The following is a 21,656-nucleotide window of genomic DNA, read 5'->3' as shown; positions in this document are numbered from 1 at the left end:
TGACTACTCCGTTATTGTCACATACTAATTTACTATATTCAAATATAGTTTTAAACTATACACTTCCGCAAAAAAACTCTTATAGAAATTACATTCTATAAGAGTACTATCGAGTATTATAATATTTTTACTGACTTATTTAGTTTTGTAAATTTTTGGATATTTCAATAATAAAACCGCAACAACAATCGTTACAATTAAAGTTTGTAATCCAGCAATTCCATTCACTGTGAATGAATACCAATATGGAGATACTCCTTCTGGAGCATATTTACCCCAAAATAAAAATCCTGCAACAAAATGCCAGAAATATCGAACCCCAACACCGATGAATGAAGAAATAAAAATATAAAAAATTGCTAACGCTTGCTTATCATTACGAATAGCCTTTTGGAATTGATGATATAATAATCCAGCAAATCCCATTACTCCAAACGCAACGATATATTCTAACAGCACTTGAGAGAACGATAAGTAGACTACTTTTCCAAGCGGAAAATGTAACACTCCCCATACTAAACCTGAAAATAATGCTGGATACAATCCTCTACGCAATGCAAATACTACTAAAACAATCGCACCAAACGAAGGAGAAAACCATCCCATAAAATGAGGAATAAATGATAACGCCATCGCTAAAGCTGCTACAATTGCTCCTTCCACCCACGCAATTCTTTTTACAGACATAAAAAAGCCTCCTTGTTTTTTTACAAAGAGACCCAATTGCAGACAATTATTCATACAATTCCTACGCACGTATTAACGTAACAGGTTCTAAGAGTTTGTAAACACATCTCAGCCAATGGCACCTCTTTGTATCTTTTTTTAAAATATGAGTTTAGTATACGCTCTTCTCTCATCGGTTTCAATACTTAATTCTCAATTAATCCTTTATTTTCTTTGAATTTCCTCAATTTTTATGTGTGGCATTAATTCTTCTATTAACTCTCTTGTAGCAATTCCTACTGAAAAAGCTGTCGCACTACCAGATGCTGCCCCTTGCTTCAGACTCATTCTATAATCACTCGTTTCAATAAATTTCGCCATAAATCCAGCTAACAGTGAATCTCCAGCACCTACAGAATTGACCAGTGTGCCTTTTGGAGTATTTGAAATCAATACTTGTCCTGTTTCACTGACTAGAAATGCTCCTTCACCTCCACAAGAAATCAAGACATTACGAGCCCCTTTTTCTCGTAATTGAAACGCATAGTTCAACATTTTTTCTTTTGTTTCAATTTTTACTCCAAATAATTCTTCTAATTCATGTTGGTTCGGCTTAATCATAAACGGCTGATAAGGTAAACAGGCTAATAATGAATTTTTTGTAGTATCAAGCACTAACTTTACCCCTCTTGCATGACAAAGCCTTGCAATTTCAACATAAGACGTCTCATCTAATCCCGGAGCAGCATTTCCTGCTAAAAATACAATATCTCCTTCTTTTAAAATATCTTGGAAATAATTCACTAATTGTTGAAATTTTTCAACTCCTACGTTAGGACCAGCCGCATTGATTTCCGTTTCAACTTCCCCTTTAACTTTGACATTAATTCTTGTAGTCCCTTCTACAGAAATAAACTGAGGGGTAATTCCTTCTTTTTCTAGAAACTCTTCAATAAACTTCCCTGAAAATCCTCCAAGGAATCCCGTTGCAATATTATCAACTCCTAGTCGTTTTAATACAATCGACATATTAATCCCTTTACCACCTGCTACATATTCCTCACCTTTTGAACGATTTAATGCCCCTAATTGACAATTTGGTACTTGTATCACTAAATCTACCGCTGGATTAAACGTAATTGTGTAAATCATCTTCTCACCCACTTTCTAATGTAAAAAATAGGGCTAGCAAAATGCTAGCCCTCTAAAAACATCTTAAAATGTTATTATTTTTTTAAGTTGTAGAATGCTGAAAGACCTTGGTAAACAGCTAAGTCACCTAATTGATCTTCAATACGTAATAATTGGTTGTATTTAGCAATACGGTCTGTACGGCTTAATGAACCAGTTTTGATTTGTCCAGCATTTGTAGCAACTGCGATATCAGCAATTGTTGAATCTTCAGTTTCACCTGAACGGTGTGATACAACTGCAGTGTATCCAGCTTTTTGAGCCATTTCAATTGCGTTGAATGTTTCAGTTAAAGTACCAATTTGGTTAACTTTGATTAAGATTGAGTTTGCAACGCCTTGTGCAATACCACGAGATAAGATTTCAGTGTTAGTTACGAATAAATCGTCACCTACTAATTGAACTTTACCGCCTAAGCGTTCAGTTAATAATTTCCATCCATCCCAGTCGTTTTCGTCACATCCGTCTTCGATTGTGATAATTGGGTATTTCTCAACTAATTCAGCTAAGTATTCTACTTGTTCAGCAGGAGTACGTTTAGCACCTTTTTCACCTTCGAAAATTGTGTAGTCATATACGCCATCTTTGAAGAATTCTGATGAAGCACAGTCAAATCCTAAGAATACATCTTTACCTGGTTCTAAACCAACTTTTTTAATAGCAGCTAAGATTGTTTCTACAGCATCTTCAGTACCTTCAAATGTTGGAGCGAAACCACCTTCGTCACCTACAGCAGTTACTAAACCACGGTCGTGTAAAATAGCTTTTAATGCATGGAATACTTCAGCACCCCAACGTAAAGCTTCTTTGAATGTTGGTGCACCAACTGGTAAAATCATGAACTCTTGGAATGCGATTGGAGCATCTGAGTGAGATCCACCGTTAACGATATTCATCATTGGTGTTGGTAATACTTTAGTGTTGAATCCACCTAAGTATTGGTATAATGGTTGATCTAAGTAATCAGCAGCAGCACGAGCAACAGCGATAGATACGCCTAAAATTGCGTTAGCTCCTAATTTACCTTTGTTTGGAGTTCCATCTAATTCGATCATTAATTTGTCGATCGCCATTTGTTCGCGAACGTCAAAACCGATGATTGCTTCAGCAATAATGTTGTTTACATTATCAACAGCTTTTTGAACTCCTTTTCCTAAGTAACGAGATTTGTCGCCATCACGTAATTCAACTGCTTCGTATTCACCAGTAGAAGCTCCTGAAGGAACCATACCTCGTCCGAACGCTCCGCTTTCTGTGTAAACTTCAACTTCGATAGTTGGGTTACCACGTGAATCTAATACTTCTCTTGCTAATACATCTGTAATAAATGGCATGATTTATTAACTCCTTTATATTTATTTGTACGTTTCTATTTTAGTCGAAAAATGCTTTATATGCAATCTTTTCCTTAAATTGAAAGCCTTTTTTTAAGATTATTTTTGAATTAAGCTTTCACCTGTCATTTCTTCAGGTTTTGCTACATTCAATAAATCTAACATTGTAGGTGCAACGTCTGCTAAACGACCGCCTTCACGTAATGTAATACCTTTTTTCGTTACAATGACTGGTACTGGAACTGTTGTATGAGCAGTATGTGGTGTACCTTCTGGAGTAACCATTGTTTCTGAGTTACCGTGGTCAGCAAAGATAATTGCAGTACCGCCTTTAGCTAAAATAGCATCTACTACTTTACCTAAGTTTTCATCTACTGCTTCGATTGCTTTAATCGTTGGCTCTAACATACCAGAGTGTCCAACCATATCTGGGTTTGCGAAGTTTAAGATGATTGCATCATTTTCATCATTTTGAATAGAGTTATATAATGCATCTCCTACTTCATAACAACTCATTTCAGGTTTTAAGTCATATGTTGCAACTTTTGGAGAAGGAATTAAAATACGGTTTTCTCCTGGGAATTCTTCATTACGTCCACCATTCATAAAGAATGTAACGTGTGGATATTTTTCAGTTTCTGCAATACGTAATTGTGCAAGACCTGCTTTTGATAAAACTTCTCCTAAAACATTTGTCATAGGAATTGGTGGGAATGCAACTTCTGCATCCACACTTGGATTGTATAATGTCATTGTCACAAATTTAACATTTGCAGCATGTTCACCACGATCAAAGTTTGCCCATTCTTTATCTGTAAATGCATTTGATAATTGAATCGCACGGTCAGGACGGAAGTTAAAGAAGATAACTGCATCATTTTCTTCAATTTTCGCAACTGGTTGTCCATCTTTAACAATTACTGATGGAATTACAAATTCATCTGTTACATTTTCAGCATAACTATGTTCAATGACTGCTTGAGCTGATTCAAATTGAGGTCCTTTTGCATGCGCAATTGCATCATAAGCTAATTGAACACGTTCCCAACGTTTGTCACGATCCATTGCATAATAACGACCTGATACAGTTGCGATTTGGCCTACTCCAACTTCTGAAATTTTTTCTTCTAATGTTTTGATGTAAGAAGGACCAGCTTTTGGATCCACGTCACGTCCGTCCATGAATGCATGAACATAAACTTTAGAAATACCTTTTGCTTTTGCTGTTTCAATTAATGCTAATAAATGATTGATATGGCTATGTACACCACCATCAGATAATAATCCGAACAAGTGTAGTGCAGAACCATTTTCTAATACATGGTTAAATGCGCCGTTTAGCGCTGGGTTTGTATCAAATTCACCATCTAAAATCGCTTTATCAATACGAGTTAAGCTTTGGTATACAATACGACCTGCACCGATATTTGTATGACCTACTTCTGAGTTCCCCATTTGTCCATCTGGTAAACCTACATCTAAACCTGATGCTTTTAATGTTGTATGAGGAAATTCATTATAATAACGGTCAAAATTTGGTTTCTTTGCTTGTGCTACAGCGTTACCTTCTACTTCTGGTCTCCATCCGAAACCATCTAAGATAATAATCGCTACTGGTGATTTAGACATTATTTTACTGCCTCCAATAAAGCTAAGAATGATTCAGGTTGTAAGCTTGCTCCACCTACTAAAGCTCCATCTACATCTGGACAAGCCATGTATTCTTTAATGTTTTCAGGTTTAACAGAACCACCATATTGTACACGAACTTTATCTGCTACTTCTTGACCAAAGTCTTTCGCTACAACGTCACGTACTACTTTACACATTTTTTGAGCATCATCTTGAGAAGCTGATTTACCAGTTCCGATTGCCCAAATTGGTTCATATGCAATCACTAATGATGAAACTTGTTCGTTTGATAATCCTTCTAATGCTGCAGAAACTTGTGCTCCTACAAACTCAGCAGCTTTACCAGCTTCATAAGTTTCTAATGTTTCACCACAACAAATAATTGGTAACATACCATTTGCAAAAATTGCTTTTGCTTTTTTGTTAATATCTGCATCAGTTTCGTGGAAATATTCACGACGTTCTGAGTGTCCAATTACAACATAGTGAACGCCCATTTCAGATAATACTTTTGGAGAAGTTTCTCCTGTATAAGCACCTTCTTGTTCGAAATAGCAGTTTTGAGCAGCTACTTTTAATTCTGAACCTTCAGCTGCAGCTAATAAAGTAGATAAATCAACTGCTGGAGCTGCTACAGCAGACTCAACAACTTCTGATGATGGTAATTTCCCTGCTAAAGCCTCAACAAATGCTTGAGTTTCTTTAGGATTTTTATTCATTTTCCAGTTTCCTGCAATAATTGGTTTACGCATAATTTTTTCCTCCTAAAATTTTGTATGAAGCAGACTCACAAAAATGAATGCATCATTTCAGTGAGTCTCTTTCAAAATTATTTAATTATTTATCACTAATTGAAGCTACACCAGGTAATTCTTTACCTTCTAAGTATTCTAATGAAGCTCCACCACCAGTTGAGATATGAGTGAATTTATCAGCATATCCTAGTGAAATTGCTGCTGCTGCAGAATCTCCACCACCGATGATTGTTGTAGCATTTTCTAAAGATGCAATAGCTTCACATACGCCAATTGTTCCTTTAGCAAAGTTAGGTAATTCGAATACACCCATAGGTCCATTCCATACAACAGTTTTAGCATCTTTTAAGTAGCTAGCAAATAATTCAACTGTCTTAGGACCAACGTCTAATCCTTCTTGATCAGCTGGAATTTGGTCAGATGGTACAATTGTTGCAACTGCATCGTTTGAGAATTCTTTTGCAACTACATTGTCAATTGGTAATACTAATTTATCGCCAGCTTTTTCCATTAATTGTTTCGCTAATTCAACACGATCTACTTCTAATAAAGATAGACCTACTTCACGTCCCATAGCTTTGAAGAATGTATAAGCCATTCCTCCACCGATTAATACTTTATCAGCTTTATCTAATAAGCTTTCGATTACACCAATTTTATCTGAAACTTTCGCTCCACCTAAAATAGCAACGAATGGACGTTCTGGAGTATCTACTGCTCCTCCGATGAATTTAATTTCTTTTTCCATTAAGAAACCTGCAGCTGATTCTAATTGGCTAGCAATTCCTACGTTAGATGCGTGAGCACGGTGAGCTGTACCAAATGCATCATTTACGAACAACTCTCCTAAAGATGCCCAATATTTTCCTAACTCAGGATCGTTTTTAGATTCTTTTTTACCATCTAAATCTTCGAAACGAGTATTTTCAAATAATAAAACATCTCCTTCAGCTAAACCATTAATAGCTGATTCTAATGCTTCTCCACGAGTTTCTGGTACAAATGTTACGTCTTTTTTCAATAATTCTGATAAACGTACAGCAACTGGACGTAAGCTTAAACGAGCTTTATCTTCTTCAGATTTTACTTTTCCTAAGTGAGAGAAAAGAATTACTTTTGCATGATTGTCAATCAAGTATTGAATAGTTGGTAACGCTTGAACAATACGGTTGTCATCTGTAATAACGCCATCTTTTAATGGAACATTAAAGTCAACACGTACTAATACTTTTTTACCTTTAACAGATAAATCTGTCACAATTTTTTTAGCCATAGAATAGCCTCCTAGAAAAATTTATTTGGAGCGAGTGTAATACCCACATTATGAAAACAGGGCGAGGAAGCGAATGCTTCCATCGCCCTGAAAAATTCGATACGATTAGCTATATCAAAACTTTATATTATAAGTTTGCAAAGTATTGTAAAGTACGAATTAATTGTGCAGTATATGACATTTCGTTATCGTACCAAGAAACTGTTTTAACTAATTGTTTGTCTCCTACAGTCATTACTTTAGTTTGAGTAGCATCAAATAATGATCCATAAGTGATACCTACGATATCAGTAGATACTAATGGTTCTTCAGTATATCCGTAAGATTCAGTTGCAGCAGCTTTCATAGCAGCATTAATTTCTTCAGCTGTAACTGGTTTTTCTAATACTGTTACTAATTCTGTTAATGAACCTGTTGGTACAGGAACACGTTGAGCAGCTCCATCTAATTTACCGTTTAATTCTGGAATTACTAAACCGATAGCTTTAGCAGCACCAGTTGTGTTAGGAACGATGTTTACAGCTGCAGCACGAGCACGACGTAAGTCTCCTTTTGGATGTGGAGCGTCTAATGTGTTTTGGTCACCAGTGTAACCGTGAATAGTAGTCATTAAACCTTCAACGATTCCGAAGTTATCGTTTAAAGCTTTAGCCATAGGTGCTAAACAGTTTGTAGTACATGAAGCACCAGAAATAACTGTTTCTTTACCTGTTAAAATGTTGTGGTTTACATTGTATACAACTGTTGGTACATCGTTACCACCAGGAGCAGAGATAACAACACGTTTAGCTCCACCTTTTAAGTGTAATTCAGCTTTTTCTTTAGAAGTGAAGAAACCAGTACATTCTAAAACGATATCAACGCCTAGTTCTCCCCATGGTAATTCTTCAGGATTACGGTTAGCTAATACTTTAACTTCTTTACCGTTTACGCGGAATGCGCCTTCTAATACTTCAACTTCTCCGTTGAAACGTCCTTGTGTTGAATCGTATTTTAATAAGTGTGCTAATTGTTTAGCATCTGTTAAGTCGTTGATTGCAACAACTTCTAATCCTTCCACTTCTTGAATACGACGGAATGCTAAACGTCCAATACGTCCGAAACCGTTAATACCAACTTTAACTGTCATAATAGTTTTTCCTCCTAGGAATATATTTTTTTATTTTTAGCGGGTTACCCCGTTCAAAACCATATTTGCTAAACTCTCATCAATCACAAACCATGTTCTATCGATAGGAGCTAATTTGGCATAAGCCATTAAAGCTTCTGCCTTTTGAGCACCTTCCACAATAGCAATACTATGCGGGATGGACTCTAAATCACTAAGATGCAAACCTACTCGTGGAAGTTTAAAAACTACCTTTCCTTTTGCATCGAAGAAACAACCAAACGCTTCACCTACAGCACGCCTGCTTGCAATAAACTGACTTTCTTGAGGTACCAAACCTCTTCTTTCAGCCATAACACTTGCATTTCCAACGCTATACAATAAGCAATTCGCTTGTTTCATCATTGTCAATGTTTGTGAAACCAATGGTTCTTGTAATAACGGAAGATACGTCTCTTTACTAACATGTTCCGGAACATATAATGAAAAATGTTCTCCACCTGTTTTTGTCGCCATCTTTTCACTAACACTGTTTGCTTGGATTAAAGTGGAACCGCCCACTCCTCCTCTAGCAGGTACAAATGAAATTTCACGTTGTTGCAAAATCTCTTTTGAAAAATATTCTGCTACCATCGCCATCGTCCTACCACCCGTCACTGTAACGATTGATTGATCAACTGGCAACATCCATTTCATCAATTCCTGTACTTGATTACTAATTTGCATCCCTTTATTTGGTCCACTGTCAGTAACCACTTTACAAAATCTAATTCCTAGCTTATCCGAAATTTCTTTTTCAAAATCAGTCATTTCGATACACTGTTGAATGATTGAAGTTAATCCAAGATAAGTATCTTTTCCTAACTCAGTAACAAACATTCCTTTTGCAGAATATGTAATTAAACCTTGTTCTTTTAGTATATCTGTTTCAGAACGAAGAATTCGTTCCGATATTTCCAACTGCTTTGCAAGCCCTCTTCGACCAATCGGTTGTGTTCGTTGTATCGCTCGCAAAATTTGGAAACGAATTTTTAACATTTGATTGCTTTCGGGGACTAGAAGTTGCATTAATGTCATACAATCCATAATTCCGATTCCCTTCGTTTCATTACTGGGCTAAAAACCGTCCCTAAAAATCAGCTATCTATACATAGAAAACTTTCTTAATTACAAAAATATTGTACCAACAATCTTTGTAAAATGCAACTTGAAAGTGTTTAATATTTTCTAAAAAATTATCAATCCGGGACTTTTAAAGTCCCTTTTTGTTTCGTTTTTTCTCTTTTAAAGTTGTCTTTTTCTGTTTTTTCTAAATCAATTCAGTTCTTTTTTTGTAAGGGTTTCTTCTTGTTTTTTCATATGAATTTAGATAAAATATTCTTACATTGTTTAGCTGCCTTAGTGTAATGGATATCACATAAGATTCCGGTTCTTATAATGGGGGTTCGATTCCCTCAGGCAGCGTTGTTAAAAGTTATTTCACTTCATTTTTAACCGCAAAAAAGCCAGGGCTTAACACCCTGGCTTATTTGCAGTTTTATAGCTCACCATACTATTAGACTGCTTAATTATTTTTCTAAACCTTCAATAATTTTTGTTAAGTTCCATTTCATCATGCTTAAGTAGCTATCTCCATCTTTACCTTTTTCAGCAATTGAGTCAGTAAAGATTGTTGAGTAAATTGGCTTACCTGATTCTTGTGAAACTGTCTTCATTGGACGTTCGTCAACACTTGATTCAACGAATAATGAAGGAACTTTAGATTTTTTAAGAATTTCTACTAAACGAGTTGTTTGGTCAGGAGTACCTTCTTCTTCAGTGTTAATTTCCCAAATGTAAGCTGATGGAACTCCATAAGCTTTAGAGAAGTACTTGAAGCATCCTTCACTCGTAACAATTAATTTTTTCTCTTCTGGAATTTTAGCAAGACGTTCTTTTGCGTCTTTATCTAATTTATCCAATTCAGCAACATATTTATCAAGATTCTTTTGGTAAGTATCTTTATGTTCTGGATCTTTTGCAATTAATTGTTTTGCAATATTTTTAGCATAAATCACACCATTTTCGATGTTTAACCATGCATGAGGGTCTTCTTTACCTTTTTCTTTTTCCCCTTCAAGGTAAATTACATCAACGCCATCACTTACTGCAAAGTAATCTTTATCTGCTACTTTACCAGCATTTTTAACCATTTTTGTAAACCAAGCATCATCTGCATTTTCTAAGTTAATTCCATTATAGAAAATTAGGTCTGCATCATGAATTTTTTGAACATCTTGAGGTAATGGTTCATATTCGTGTGGATCTTGTCCAACTGGAACAATACTGTGAATGTCCGCTAAATCCCCAGCAACATTTTTTGTAATATCATAAATGATAGAGTTTGTTGCTACTACTTGTACTTTTTTTGGTTCATTACTTTTTGTTGTAGTTGATGATGTTGAATTTGTTGAACATCCTGCAAAACCAACTAATGATAATAAACCGACTGTTAATAATTTCCCGATTTTCATGCTTTTTTCCTACCTTCCCTTTGTTTTGGTGATACAATAAAACTAATCACAAAGAATGCTGCAGCAGTTAATACAATGGTTGACCCTACTGCAATATTAAACGTATAGCCGATTACTAAACCAACAATCGAAGAAAGTGAACCAAACATTGCTGATAAAGCTAACATGGTTTTCAAACTCTTCGAATATAAATATGCTGTTGCTGCTGGTGTAATCAGTAACGCTACAATCATAACTGTTCCGACACTTTGCATTGCTGTAATCGAAACTAATGCTAAAAGAAACATCAATAAGTAATGATAGAATGATACATTCAATCCCGCCGAACGAGCAAAGACTGGGTCAAAACTCGTTACTTGTAATTCTTTAAAGTAAGAAATAATCGTTACAAAAACAAATATTCCCACAATTGCCGTAATCAATAAATCAAAATCTTGTACCGCTAAAATATTCCCGAATAAAATATGGAATAAGTCTGTTGAACTTTTCGCAACACCGATTAAAATAATCCCTAAAGCTAAAAATGAACTAAAGGTAATTCCTATCGCAGTATCACTTTTTACGACACTATTTCGATTAATAAAGGCAATAATAAACGATGCTAATAATCCAAACGCTAGTGCTCCAAAGAAGAAGTTAATACCAAGAATAAAAGATAATGCTACCCCTGGTAACACTGCGTGAGAAATCGCATCTCCCATTAACGACATTCCACGAAGAATGATAAAACATCCAATCATTCCGGCAACTGCTCCAATTAAAACAGAAGAAATTAATGCATTTTGCACAAAATGATAGTTCATTAATCCTTGTAAAAAATTATTCATGAGTTTGTCCCCCTTGAGCTATGAAAACTTCTCCACCGTAAGTTTTTCTAATTTTTTCAGGAACAAATGTTTCCTCAGTTTTTCCACTATCTACTATCCCACGATTCACTAAAATCACTTGATCAAAATAATCACGTACTTTAGATAAATCATGATGCACCATTAAAATAGTCTTGCCTTCTTCTTTCCATTGACGAATTAAAGTCATAATCACTTTTTCACTCATCATATCAATCCCAACAAATGGTTCATCTAAGAAGATATAATCTGCCTTTTGGACTAAACAACGTGCTAATAATACCCTTTGGAATTGTCCGCCAGATAATGCTCCTATCGGACGATGGGCTAATTCTGTTAGACCAACTTCTTCGATGGCCTCGTCTACGTCTTTCCAATCTTGAGCGTTTAAACGCTGAAACGGTCTCATTTTTACACTTTTCCCTAACGCTACGCACTCACGAATGGTAATTGGAAATGTAAAATCAAGATTACTCTTTTGTTCTACATAAGCAATTCGCTCTAATGATTGACTTGCTTCTTTCCCATCGAACGTCACTTTTCCCGTATGTGAAATTAATCCTAAAATTGCTTTTAAAAAGGTAGATTTACCTGCACCATTAGGACCAATTATTCCTAAAATTGTCGGGCCATTTATTTCTACATAACAGTCTTTTAAAACATTTGGTTGCATCGCATAAGATACTCCTAGATTTTCAACTTTAATCATGAATTTACCCCTTTCTTTCATTCATAATTCCTATGCCAATAATTAGGTTACCCTAAAAGGGTAAACTCGTCAAGAGTTTTTTAGGCATTCCAAAATATTTTTGAAAAATTCCGATTTTTATATAAAAAAAGATAAAGAACAAAACGCTTTCATGTCCTTTATCTCTTTTAAACCTATTCTTTTTTATCTTCTTTTGCTCCTAAAGCAGTTAATGTATTTGAGAATAAATGATACTTATAATCTTTATCAATCTCTTTATAATAACTATAAAAAATATCTACCATGACTAAAATTGGAAATTGTGGTGAAATTAACCCACCTTGATCCAAAGCGTTCTTCATAGCAATTAATACTAATTCATCACAAACCTTTTCACTTTCTTCACTTCGTTTCGAAGTAATTAAAACAGTTTTTGCCCCTTGTTTTTTCGCTTGACGCACTGCCTCAACTACACTTGCATTAGCAGAAACTGAAATCCCAATAACTAAACACTGCTCATCAACAAGCACCCGATTCATAAGCATTGTATGCAAATCCGTAATCGCCTCACAAATCATCCCTAATCTCATAAATCGAAACTTCATCTCATGAGCTGCTAACCCTGAACTTCCTTGCCCGTATATGTAAACTCGTTTAGCATTATTCAATAAACCACACACTTTAATGACTTGGCTTTCATCAATTAACGAAAAAGACTTAGACAGTAGTTCTTCATAGTCTGATAAAACTGTTTTTGTTAAATCATTATGGATGACTTCTAATTCTTTTTTACTTTCTTGGAAGTCATATATAAATTGCCGATACCCCTTATAACCACATTTTTGAGCAAAACGAGTCAATGATGGAATGGACACAAATAATCTCTCCGAGACAGCTCTAGCTGACAAAGATTCTTCTGCTGAACTTTGCTTTAAAAAATATTGCGCAATTGTTTTTTCATTAGGGGTTAATGTATCATAAATCGATTCAATTAATGGTGTGACTTTTTTCTCAAAAGATATCATATTTTTACTCCCTTAACCTTTTCATTACTGTTAGTGTATCATATTTTTCAACTCTCGTGTTTCAAAAAATAAAAAGCTAGGAGACATTCATCCCCTAGCTTGATAGTATTTAGATAACGATTAGTCATCTACACCTAAAATTTCGTTAATATTGTTTTTATAAAGAATAGCTTTCGCACCGTAAATCGCTTGAACTCCACCGTTTACTTCTAGTACATCTACTGCACCAATTGCTTTTAGTGTTGCTTTATCAACTTTTTCTACAGAACGAACTGCTACACGTAAACGAGTAATACATGCATCTACATCTTCAATGTTTTCTGCTCCACCTAAAGCTTCGATAATACGAACGCTATCTTGTTTTAATGTGTCTTTTGTTTCTACAACCGGTTGTGCATCATCTACTAATTCTTCATCTAAACGACCTGGAGTTGCAACGTTAAATTGAACGATAAACCATCTGAATACTACATAGTATAGAACACTCCATACTAAACCAAATGGAATTTGTAATAACCAATTTGTTTTATCATTACCTTGTAATACCCCGAATAATGTAAAGTCGATAACCCCACCTGAGAATGTATTACCGATTGAAATATTTAAGATATCAGCAATAAAGAAGCTTACACCATCTAAAAATGCGTGAACAACATAAAGTACTGGACTTACGAATAAGAACATAAATTCGATTGGTTCTGTAATACCAGTAATAAATGAAGTTAAAGCTACCCCAAAGAATAAACCAGCGTATTTTTTACGACGATCTTTTGGAACACAGTGATACATTGCTAAGCAGGCTGCTGGAAGACCAAACATCATTGTAGAGAAACGACCTGCGAAGAAACGAGTTCCTTCAGTAAATAGACCAACATGTGTTGGATCTGCTAATTGAGCAAAGAAGATTTTTTGAGCTCCTGCTACAGTTTGACCTGCAACTACTTCAACGCCACCTAATTCTGTATACCAGAATAATGGGTAAATCATGTGGTGTAAACCAACTGCACCACATAAACGCATTAAGAATCCATATAAGAATGTTCCAAATGGTCCAGCTTGTGAAATATAACCACCAGTTGATACTAATAATTGTTGGAATGGAGGCCAAATTACAAAGAAAATACCCCCAACTACAATTGAAGCAAATGAAGTAACGATTGGAACAAAACGGCTACCTCCAAAGAATCCTAAGAATTGAGGTAATTGAATGTTGCTATAGCGATTATGTAAATAAACTGCTACAGAACCTACTACAATAGCCCCAACTACACCTGTATCAATTGAAGCACCTTCAGCCATATATAATTTAACAAGTGCTTTGATTGTTGCTGTCATAACAAAATAACCAGTTACCCCAGCAAGTGCGGCAGTACCTTTATCACGTTTTGCTAGACCAATACATAAGCCCACACAGAGTAGTAACGCTAAATTCGCAAATACAACTTCTCCTGCTGAACTCATTACTGTGAAAATTGCTTGTAAAAGACTATTATTTAACACTGGATAAGTAGCTACTGTCGTTGGATTTGACAATGCACCACCAATCCCTAATAACAAACCAGCTGCCGGTAAAATAGCAATCGGCAACATAAATGCTTTACCAATTTTTTGTAATACTTTAAACATATGGTTTCCCCCTAATTATTTTCCTTTTATGATTGAATCGCATCTACAAATTTTTTTGTAATTAATTGAGGTCTTGTAATCGCTGATCCAACAACTACACTATAAGCCCCTAATTCAAGTACACGTTTTACCTTTTCAGGTGTATCAATATTTCCTTCTGCAATGAGTGGATGTTTGATAACCTTTAAGACTTCACGGAGAATTTCAAAATCGTTTGCTTCAATTTTATCCCCTTTACTTTGGTTGGTATATCCTACTAATGTACTTCCGATATAGTCGAACCCTAATTCATCTGCATGAATCATTTCTTCAACTGTCGAACAGTCTGCCATTAATTTTTGAGTTGGATATTTTTGACGAATTTCTTGATAAAATTCGTCTAAAGTTTGTCCATTAGGACGACTAGAAATCGTTGCATCTAATGCAATAATTTCCGGTTTTGCTTCCATTAACTCATCCACTTCTTTCATAGTGGCAGTAATATAGACATCAGCATCATCATAATCTCTTTTAATAATTCCAATTACAGGTAAATCAACTGCTTCTTTAATAGCTTTGATGTCTATGACAGAATTAGCACGAATCCCCTTTGCTCCTCCTTCCTTTGCTGCGACTGCCATACGAGCCATAATAAAATCGCTATGCAACGGTTCATGTGGCAACGCTTGGCAAGATACGATTAATTGCCCTTGAATACTCATATTCAGCCTCCTTTTCTTTATATAAAAGCCTTTACATTCATTAGTATAATTGTAGCAGAAAGCATTTTCAATATTAGACGCTATTTTAGAAAGTAATTTCAAATTTCTTTGTTTTCCAATCCAAATTCCTTAAAAATTAGAAATTACTTTCACAATTTTTAAAAGATTATAAAAAGTATTATATAAAATAATGAAGGACTTACCGTTCAATCGATAAGTCCTAAGGGTACCACTATTCAGTTTCAAAGCTTTGGAAAATTATTTTCCTAAATAATATTCTGAAACTACATGTAAGTTTTCATCAAATTCAAAGACTAATGGGGGAAAATTTGGAATTTCCAATCCCATAATCTCGTCATCTGATAATCCTTTAATATGTTTTACTAAGGCGCGAATAGAATTTCCATGAGCGCCTACAAAAACATTTTTACCAGCTTTTAAATCTGGAGCAATTTTATCCTCCCAAAATGGAAGAACACGTTCCAATGTCACTTTAAGATTTTCTGCATCTGGAATTACAGAATCATCTAGCTTTGCATACCGACGATCTCCATGTGCTGAATACTCATCATTGCGATCCATTTTTGGAGGTAACACATCATAGGAACGTCGCCAAATATGAACTTGTTCATCTCCAAATTTTTCAGCGGCTTCCGCTTTATTTTTCCCAGTCAAACCACCATAATGACGTTCATTTAAACGCCATGTTTTTTCAACAGGAATCCATAATTGATCACAAGCTTCCAATGCTAAATCGGTTGTTTTAATGGCACGTTTTAGCACTGAAGTATAGGCTTGATCAAATTCAATCCCTGCTTCTTTAATTAATTTTCCGGCATCAATTGCTTGTTGAATCCCTTTTTCAGACAAATCAACATCCGCCCAACCAGTGAAGAGATTGGCCTTATTCCATTCTGACTGGCCATGGCGAGCAAAAACTAATTTTACCATCATATCACTCTCCTTTTTCTGCTAAACCTTTTCCCGAGTAATGGTATACCCTATTTCATTATCTATTTAATAATGCTGCAGCAGCTTCATCAACGATAATTGTTACATTTGGATGCTTCTGTAAAATACTAGCAGGTACATCTGTCGTAACATCCCCTTTTACCGTATTTAAAATCGCTTGTGCTTTCTTTTCCCCGAATGCAATTAATAAGATTTGTTTTGCATCCATAATCGATTGTAATCCCATTGAATAAGCAAATCTTGGTACATCTTCTTCACGTTCAAAGAAACGTTTATTCGCTTCAATTGTTGCTTGTGCTAAAGCTACTTTATGTGTTCTTTGTGTAAAAGGTGTTCCTGGTTCGTTAAATCCAATATGGGCATTACTCCCTATCCCCAATAGTTGGAAGTCAACAGGATTGTCTTGTAAAATTTTTTCATAACGTTCCACTTCAGCATCAATATCTTCTGCTAAACCATCTGGTAAATAGCTCTTTAAAAATGGTTTTGCTGCAAATAATTGTTCATTCATAAAATAATGATAACTATGTTCATCTTCACTGGATAAACCGGCGTATTCATCTAAGTTTACCGATACTCTATCCGAAAAATCTAATGAACTTTGGCGAATTTTTTCATATAAACCAAGAGGACTTGAACCTGTTGCTAACCCAAAAACCTTTGCTCCATTTTCATAAGCTTCTTTAAAAACTTCAAACGCAACTTTAGCGCCTTCTTCTTGATTTTTCACAATTTTAATGTCCATAACGCTTCCTCCCTCAACTTGTCATTACCAGTATTGTAACAGAAATTTTTATAAGAATAAATAATAAAATCCAATTTTCAATCAAATATTTTCAAAACAAAAAAACTCTATTAGCCTCGGAATCATCCTATCTAATAGAGTTTTACTTTTTTAATTATTTCCAAAAATCATCATAAATTGTAATTGGTAAATGACGTTTATGTTCTGATTTGATATACCAATTTTCAATGGTTTGAGCATCTTTTTCTGCAATTTCTTTTCCTTCAAGATAATCATCAATTGCTTCATACGTCACACCTAAAGCTACTTCATCAGGAAGTGATGGACGTTCTTCTTCTAAATCTGCCGTTGGTTGTTTTAAATATAAATGTTCTGGAGCTCCTAAATATTCTAATAACTGACGCCCTTGTCGTTTATTCAAGCGCCATAATGGTAAAATATCTGCTCCACCATCACCGAATTTTGTATAAAATCCTGTGACAGATTCTGCCGCATGATCCGTACCTATCACAGCACAGCCTGTTTGCCCTGCAATCGCATATTGCGCAATCATACGTTCTCTTGCTTTAATATTCCCTTTATTAAAATCACTAATCGGTAACCCTAAACTTGTAATACTATTCATAGATGCATCCACAGCTGGTTTAATATCCACTCGCAATATATCGCTTGCTTGCATAAATTCAATGGCATCCATCGCATCTTTTTCATCTGCTTGTATTCCATACGGTAGACGCACTGCATAAAAACGATAATCTTTTTCAGGATATTCTTGGTTCAATTCATCAATCGCTAACTGAGCTAATTTTCCAGCCAAAGTAGAATCTTGCCCACCACTAATACCTAATACATATCCTTTTAAAAAAGGATGTTTCACTAAATACTCTTTTAAAAATTGAATTGTTCTGTTAATTTCTTGTTGAACATCAATTTTCGGTTGTACTTTTAACGTTTCAACAATTTGTTTTTGTAATGGTCTCATGATTTCTTCCTTTTCTATCGAATTAGCTTAAGCGATTCATTTTTTCTTTTACTTCTGCACGAATGGCTTCAATACTTGCAAGTTTTTGTTGATAAGTTTCTGTAGATAAGTCAACTGGATATTGTTCTGGATTTAAAATACGTTTGTATTCATCCCATAATGCTTCTACTCGTTCATCTTTATATGCTTTAATTTCTTTTAATGAAGGTAATGTATAGACTAATTTACCTTGTTCAAAAATCGATTGTAAAATTGGACGAGCATCAAAATCCGTCACTGTTTTATTAATATAAGTATATACTGGATGGAACATATATAACTCTTCTAATTCATCTGGACGTTCATGCCATAGTGCAATATAATCCCCTTCAGATTTTCCATCACTTTTACGAGTAATACGCCATACTTGTTTTTTACCTGGTGTTGAAACTTTTTCTGCATTATTAGAAATTTTCACGGTTGGAACCATTTCACCATTTTCATCTTCAATCGCTACTAATTTATAAACACAGCCTAATGCAGGTTGATCATAAGCTGTAATTAATCGTGTTCCAATTCCCCAAACATCAATTTTAGCACCTTGCATTTTTAAGTTCAGAACTGTTTTTTCATCTAAATCACTAGATGCATAAATTTTAGCTTCTGTAAAACCAGCATCATCTAATTGTTGACGAACTTTTTTCGACATATACGCCATGTCCCCACTATCAATACGAACGCCTAAGAAATTAATTTTATCTCCGAATTCCTTCGCTACTCGAATGGCATTTGGAACACCTGAACGTAAAATATCATACGTATCTACTAAAAATACACAATCACGATGAGTAGAGGCATAAGCTTTAAATGCTTCATAATCGTCACGATAGGCTTGTACTAGAGAATGCGCATGAGTTCCAGAAACAGGAATTCCAAACATTTTTCCAGCTCGAACATTACTTGTCGCATTACATCCCCCAATATAAGCTGCTCTTGTTCCCCAAAGTGCTGCATCTAATTCTTGAGCACGTCTTGTTCCAAATTCTAAAACAGGATCATCTCCAGCAACCGTACGAATACGAGAAGCTTTTGTCGCAATAAGTGTTTGGAAATTAATAATATTTAATAGCGCTGTTTCAATTAATTGGCATTCTGCAAGGCTTCCTTCTACTTGAACTAATGGCTCATTTGCAAATACTAATTCTCCTTCAACAGCAGAATGAATATTCCCTTTAAATTTAAAGTTTTTCAAATAGTCTAAAAATTCTTCTGGATAAATCTCTAAACTTCTTAAATAGTCTAAATCTGTTGGACTAAATGTTAAATCTTCAATATAGTGAACTAAACGCTCTAAACCAGCAAAAATCGCATACCCATTTTCAAACGGTAACTTTCTAAAATATGCTTCAAAAATTGCTTTTTTCTCATGAAGACCTGTTTCCCAATATGTCTTCATCATATTAATTTGATACAAATCAGTATGTAGCGTTAAGCTATCATCATGATAACGGAATTTCATGGTTCCATAACCCTCTTTTCATTATAATTACATATATTGTACACCAGTTTTCATAGTTTGTACAAACTTTCCAAACTATTTTTTACGGCAAAAGGGACTAGTTTCCTAGCCCCTCTTTCAACCATCATTTCCACACTTAAATACCTTCAAAATGAATAAACTTTTTTATTTAGTTTCTTTATTTATCAATGTATTCTTCTTACTATTAGTGTACTCCTCTTATCACAAAGTAGCAAGAGTTTTTGGAAAAATTCCTAAAATTTTCTTTTTGAAGCAAAATTATCCAATAGAGAACAAAAAAAGACTTCTCCTTGTAGCATCACTCTTGACTGTACAACTACTGTCGGCCTCTACTACTTCAGAGAAGTCTCATTCAATTTTTTATATTAAATATATGCATCCAAGTCTTTTTGGAATTTTGCTAGTTTTTCTTCTGCTTCCTCTTGAGTAGCAGCTTTCACACCCATGTAGAATTTAATTTTAGGTTCTGTACCACTTGGTCTTACTGCAATCCATGAACCATCTTCTAAAATATATTTCAATACATTTGAAGTTGGTAAGCCAATTTCAGAAGTAACACCTTGGGCATCTACTTGTTGGTTCACTGAAAAATCTTGTGCCAATGCTACTTTAATACCTCCAAAGTTAGAAGGAACTTCTTTACGTAATCCATCTAATAAAGCTTTGATTTTAGCAGGACCTTCTAACCCTTGAACCGTTACAGAAATTGTTTTTTCTAAGAAATAACCATATTTTTCATATAAAGCTTGAAGACCATCATATAAAGTTTTCCCTTCGCTCTTGAAGTGAGCTGCTACTTCTGTTAATAACAATACGGCTTGAATCGCATCTTTATCACGAACAAATGGTTGAACTAAATAACCATAACTTTCTTCAAACCCAAACATAAATGTATGAGCATTTGTTTCTTCATAGTTTTTAATTTGTTCTGCAATAAATTTAAAACCAGTTAATACATTGACCATTTTCGCACCATAATGTTCTGCAATAACTGTTGGTAATTCACTAGATACAATTGATTTTACTGCAGCTGCATTTGCTGGTAATGTTCCTGCTTTTTGATGAGCAAATAATAAATAATCTAATAAAATCGCTGCAATTTGGTTTCCAGTAATGACTTGGTAAGTTCCATCTGGTTGGCGAACGGCAGCACCCATTCTATCTGCATCTGGGTCTGTTGCTAACAATACATCCGCTTTAGTTTCTTCTCCTAAACGAATCGCATATTCAAATGCACCTGCTTCTTCAGGGTTTGGAGATTTTACCGTTGTGAAGTCTCCATCTGGAGTTGCTTGTTCTGATACAACATGTAATCCTGTAAATCCAGCTTGATCTAATGCTCGTTTTGTTAACATTAACCCTGTTCCATGTAATGGAGTATAAACAACTGATAAATCTTTTGTATGAGATAATAAGGCTGGATTTACCGAAACTGATTTGATTTCTTCTAAATAAGCAGCATCTACTGCTTCACCAATCCATTCAAATAATGCTGATTGTTCTAATTCTTCTTTTGTCACCACATCTACTGCTAATGGATTTTCAACTTGGCGAACAAATTCTGTTAAAGCATCTGCATCTTTTGGAGGCATTTGTCCTCCATCTTCACCATATACTTTATACCCATTATAGGCAGCTGGATTATGACTAGCTGTAATCATAATTCCTGCAAATGTTTGCAAGTGACGTACCGCATAAGACAATTCAGGTGTTGGTCTTAAATCTTCAAATACATACGCTTTAATGCCATGTTTTACTAAAACTTTTGCAGATTCTAATGCAAATTCAGGAGAAAAATGACGTGAATCATGTGCGATTGCTACCCCTCGTTGTTTCGCTTCTTCTCCATATGTTTCAATTAATCGCGCTAACCCTTCTGTTGCTTGACGAACCGTATAAATATTCATACGATTAATCCCAGGGCCAACAATTCCACGCATTCCTGCTGTTCCAAATTCTAATGGAGCATAAAACGCTTCTTCTTTTTCTTTTTCAGAAAAGTTCTCTAATTGAGTTTTTAAATAATCTTCTAATCCTTCGAACTTTTCCCATTTTAATGCAATATCTTGCCAACTCATATT

Annotated in this window: 19 protein-coding genes, 1 tRNA gene and 1 riboswitch; of the genes, 1 reads left to right on the top strand and 19 read right to left on the bottom strand. The window is 34.9% G+C overall.

Going from position 1 to position 21,656, the window contains the following annotated elements; genetic code table 11:
• Positions 1–135: 135 nt before the first annotated feature.
• The 8 genes from thiT to HMPREF0446_RS01290 form a co-directional block, all read right to left on the bottom strand.
• Complete coding sequence (gene thiT, locus HMPREF0446_RS01325) at positions 136–687, bottom strand: energy-coupled thiamine transporter ThiT (RefSeq protein WP_020991255.1); 552 nt, start codon at positions 685–687, stop codon at positions 136–138.
• Between the two features lie 41 nt (positions 688–728).
• Positions 729–823: riboswitch (TPP riboswitch) on the bottom strand.
• Positions 824–891: 68 nt separating this feature from the next.
• Entirely contained in the window at positions 892–1,818 is a 927-nt protein-coding gene (gene pfkB, locus HMPREF0446_RS01320; protein ID WP_006703960.1) for a 1-phosphofructokinase, read from the bottom strand.
• A 74-nt stretch (positions 1,819–1,892) separates the two neighbouring features.
• Positions 1,893–3,191, bottom strand: coding sequence for a phosphopyruvate hydratase (gene eno / locus HMPREF0446_RS01315; RefSeq protein ID WP_006703959.1), 1,299 nt, complete (start codon positions 3,189–3,191; stop codon positions 1,893–1,895).
• Positions 3,192–3,290: 99 nt separating this feature from the next.
• Entirely contained in the window at positions 3,291–4,820 is a 1,530-nt protein-coding gene (gpmI, locus tag HMPREF0446_RS01310; protein ID WP_006703958.1) for a 2,3-bisphosphoglycerate-independent phosphoglycerate mutase, read from the bottom strand.
• Entirely contained in the window at positions 4,820–5,578 is a 759-nt protein-coding gene (gene tpiA, locus HMPREF0446_RS01305; RefSeq protein ID WP_040507405.1) for a triose-phosphate isomerase, read from the bottom strand. Before tpiA ends, gpmI begins: the two co-directional genes overlap by 1 nt.
• Positions 5,579–5,660: 82 nt before the next feature.
• Positions 5,661–6,851, bottom strand: a complete 1,191-nt coding sequence (locus HMPREF0446_RS01300) for a phosphoglycerate kinase (RefSeq protein ID WP_006703956.1) — start codon at positions 6,849–6,851, stop codon at positions 5,661–5,663.
• A 127-nt stretch (positions 6,852–6,978) separates the two neighbouring features.
• A complete protein-coding gene (gene gap, locus HMPREF0446_RS01295) occupies positions 6,979–7,980 on the bottom strand; it encodes a type I glyceraldehyde-3-phosphate dehydrogenase (protein ID WP_006703955.1) in 1,002 nt (333 codons plus the stop codon).
• Positions 7,981–8,016: 36 nt separating this feature from the next.
• Complete coding sequence (locus HMPREF0446_RS01290) at positions 8,017–9,045, bottom strand: sugar-binding transcriptional regulator (protein ID WP_006703954.1); 1,029 nt, start codon at positions 9,043–9,045, stop codon at positions 8,017–8,019.
• 306 nt (positions 9,046–9,351) lie between these two features.
• On the opposite strand from HMPREF0446_RS01290, the gene HMPREF0446_RS01285 reads away from it, so the two are divergent.
• Positions 9,352–9,423, top strand: a tRNA-Arg gene (locus HMPREF0446_RS01285).
• Positions 9,424–9,527: 104 nt separating this feature from the next.
• Here HMPREF0446_RS01285 and HMPREF0446_RS01280 read toward each other — a convergent pair.
• From HMPREF0446_RS01280 to HMPREF0446_RS01230, 11 genes are all read right to left on the bottom strand, one after another.
• Positions 9,528–10,472 (bottom strand): metal ABC transporter substrate-binding protein, encoded by a 945-nt coding sequence (locus HMPREF0446_RS01280; protein ID WP_006703953.1) that lies wholly within the window; start codon positions 10,470–10,472, stop codon positions 9,528–9,530.
• Positions 10,469–11,299: a metal ABC transporter permease gene (locus tag HMPREF0446_RS01275; RefSeq protein WP_006703952.1), complete on the bottom strand. Its 831-nt coding sequence runs from the start codon at positions 11,297–11,299 to the stop codon at positions 10,469–10,471. The genes HMPREF0446_RS01280 and HMPREF0446_RS01275 overlap by 4 nt, the downstream gene beginning before the upstream one ends.
• On the bottom strand, positions 11,292–12,026 hold the full coding sequence (locus HMPREF0446_RS01270) for a metal ABC transporter ATP-binding protein (protein ID WP_040507401.1): 735 nt from the start codon (positions 12,024–12,026) through the stop codon (positions 11,292–11,294). Before HMPREF0446_RS01270 ends, HMPREF0446_RS01275 begins: the two co-directional genes overlap by 8 nt.
• A 173-nt stretch (positions 12,027–12,199) precedes the next feature.
• Positions 12,200–13,030, bottom strand: a complete 831-nt coding sequence (locus HMPREF0446_RS01265; protein WP_006703950.1) for a MurR/RpiR family transcriptional regulator — start codon at positions 13,028–13,030, stop codon at positions 12,200–12,202.
• Between the two features lie 120 nt (positions 13,031–13,150).
• The gene (locus HMPREF0446_RS01260) at positions 13,151–14,656 is read right to left on the bottom strand and encodes a PTS transporter subunit EIIC (protein WP_006703949.1); all 1,506 of its coding nucleotides are present in this window, start codon (positions 14,654–14,656) and stop codon (positions 13,151–13,153) included.
• Between the two features lie 26 nt (positions 14,657–14,682).
• Positions 14,683–15,363, bottom strand: coding sequence for an N-acetylmannosamine-6-phosphate 2-epimerase (locus HMPREF0446_RS01255; RefSeq protein ID WP_006703947.1), 681 nt, complete (start codon positions 15,361–15,363; stop codon positions 14,683–14,685).
• A 252-nt stretch (positions 15,364–15,615) separates the two neighbouring features.
• Positions 15,616–16,308 (bottom strand): phosphoglycerate mutase, encoded by a 693-nt coding sequence (locus HMPREF0446_RS01250; RefSeq protein ID WP_006703946.1) that lies wholly within the window; start codon positions 16,306–16,308, stop codon positions 15,616–15,618.
• 58 nt (positions 16,309–16,366) lie between these two features.
• Positions 16,367–17,074, bottom strand: coding sequence for a glucosamine-6-phosphate deaminase (locus tag HMPREF0446_RS01245; protein ID WP_006703945.1), 708 nt, complete (start codon positions 17,072–17,074; stop codon positions 16,367–16,369).
• Between the two features lie 154 nt (positions 17,075–17,228).
• Positions 17,229–18,056, bottom strand: coding sequence for an ammonia-dependent NAD(+) synthetase (gene nadE, locus HMPREF0446_RS01240; protein ID WP_006703944.1), 828 nt, complete (start codon positions 18,054–18,056; stop codon positions 17,229–17,231).
• 22 nt (positions 18,057–18,078) lie between these two features.
• Positions 18,079–19,554 (bottom strand): nicotinate phosphoribosyltransferase, encoded by a 1,476-nt coding sequence (locus HMPREF0446_RS01235; RefSeq protein WP_006703943.1) that lies wholly within the window; start codon positions 19,552–19,554, stop codon positions 18,079–18,081.
• 386 nt (positions 19,555–19,940) lie between these two features.
• Positions 19,941–21,653 (bottom strand): phospho-sugar mutase, encoded by a 1,713-nt coding sequence (locus HMPREF0446_RS01230; protein WP_006703942.1) that lies wholly within the window; start codon positions 21,651–21,653, stop codon positions 19,941–19,943.
• Positions 21,654–21,656 lie beyond the last annotated feature (3 nt).

The sequence above is a fragment of the Granulicatella elegans ATCC 700633 genome, from assembly GCF_000162475.2.
Lineage (GTDB): Bacteria > Bacillota > Bacilli > Lactobacillales > Aerococcaceae > Granulicatella > Granulicatella elegans.
This window is presented reverse-complemented; position numbering and strand designations above follow the sequence as displayed.

Bases quoted from the DNA above. Each gene is read 5' to 3' on its own strand.
- thiT (WP_020991255.1), bottom strand. From the start codon at position 687: ATGTCTGTAAAAAGAATTGCGTGGGTGGAAGGAGCAATTGTAGCAGCT.
- pfkB (WP_006703960.1), bottom strand. From the start codon at position 1,818: ATGATTTACACAATTACGTTTAATCCAGCGGTAGATTTAGTGATACAA.
- eno (WP_006703959.1), bottom strand. From the start codon at position 3,191: ATGCCATTTATTACAGATGTATTAGCAAGAGAAGTATTAGATTCACGT.
- gpmI (WP_006703958.1), bottom strand. From the start codon at position 4,820: ATGTCTAAATCACCAGTAGCGATTATTATCTTAGATGGTTTCGGATGG.
- HMPREF0446_RS01300 (WP_006703956.1), bottom strand. From the start codon at position 6,851: ATGGCTAAAAAAATTGTGACAGATTTATCTGTTAAAGGTAAAAAAGTA.
- gap (WP_006703955.1), bottom strand. From the start codon at position 7,980: ATGACAGTTAAAGTTGGTATTAACGGTTTCGGACGTATTGGACGTTTA.
- HMPREF0446_RS01290 (WP_006703954.1), bottom strand. From the start codon at position 9,045: ATGGATTGTATGACATTAATGCAACTTCTAGTCCCCGAAAGCAATCAA.
- HMPREF0446_RS01280 (WP_006703953.1), bottom strand. From the start codon at position 10,472: ATGAAAATCGGGAAATTATTAACAGTCGGTTTATTATCATTAGTTGGT.
- HMPREF0446_RS01275 (WP_006703952.1), bottom strand. From the start codon at position 11,299: ATGAATAATTTTTTACAAGGATTAATGAACTATCATTTTGTGCAAAAT.
- HMPREF0446_RS01270 (WP_040507401.1), bottom strand. From the start codon at position 12,026: ATGATTAAAGTTGAAAATCTAGGAGTATCTTATGCGATGCAACCAAAT.
- HMPREF0446_RS01265 (WP_006703950.1), bottom strand. From the start codon at position 13,030: ATGATATCTTTTGAGAAAAAAGTCACACCATTAATTGAATCGATTTAT.
- HMPREF0446_RS01260 (WP_006703949.1), bottom strand. From the start codon at position 14,656: ATGTTTAAAGTATTACAAAAAATTGGTAAAGCATTTATGTTGCCGATT.
- HMPREF0446_RS01250 (WP_006703946.1), bottom strand. From the start codon at position 16,308: ATGGTAAAATTAGTTTTTGCTCGCCATGGCCAGTCAGAATGGAATAAG.
- HMPREF0446_RS01245 (WP_006703945.1), bottom strand. From the start codon at position 17,074: ATGGACATTAAAATTGTGAAAAATCAAGAAGAAGGCGCTAAAGTTGCG.
- nadE (WP_006703944.1), bottom strand. From the start codon at position 18,056: ATGAGACCATTACAAAAACAAATTGTTGAAACGTTAAAAGTACAACCG.
- HMPREF0446_RS01235 (WP_006703943.1), bottom strand. From the start codon at position 19,554: ATGAAATTCCGTTATCATGATGATAGCTTAACGCTACATACTGATTTG.
- HMPREF0446_RS01230 (WP_006703942.1), bottom strand. From the start codon at position 21,653: ATGAGTTGGCAAGATATTGCATTAAAATGGGAAAAGTTCGAAGGATTA.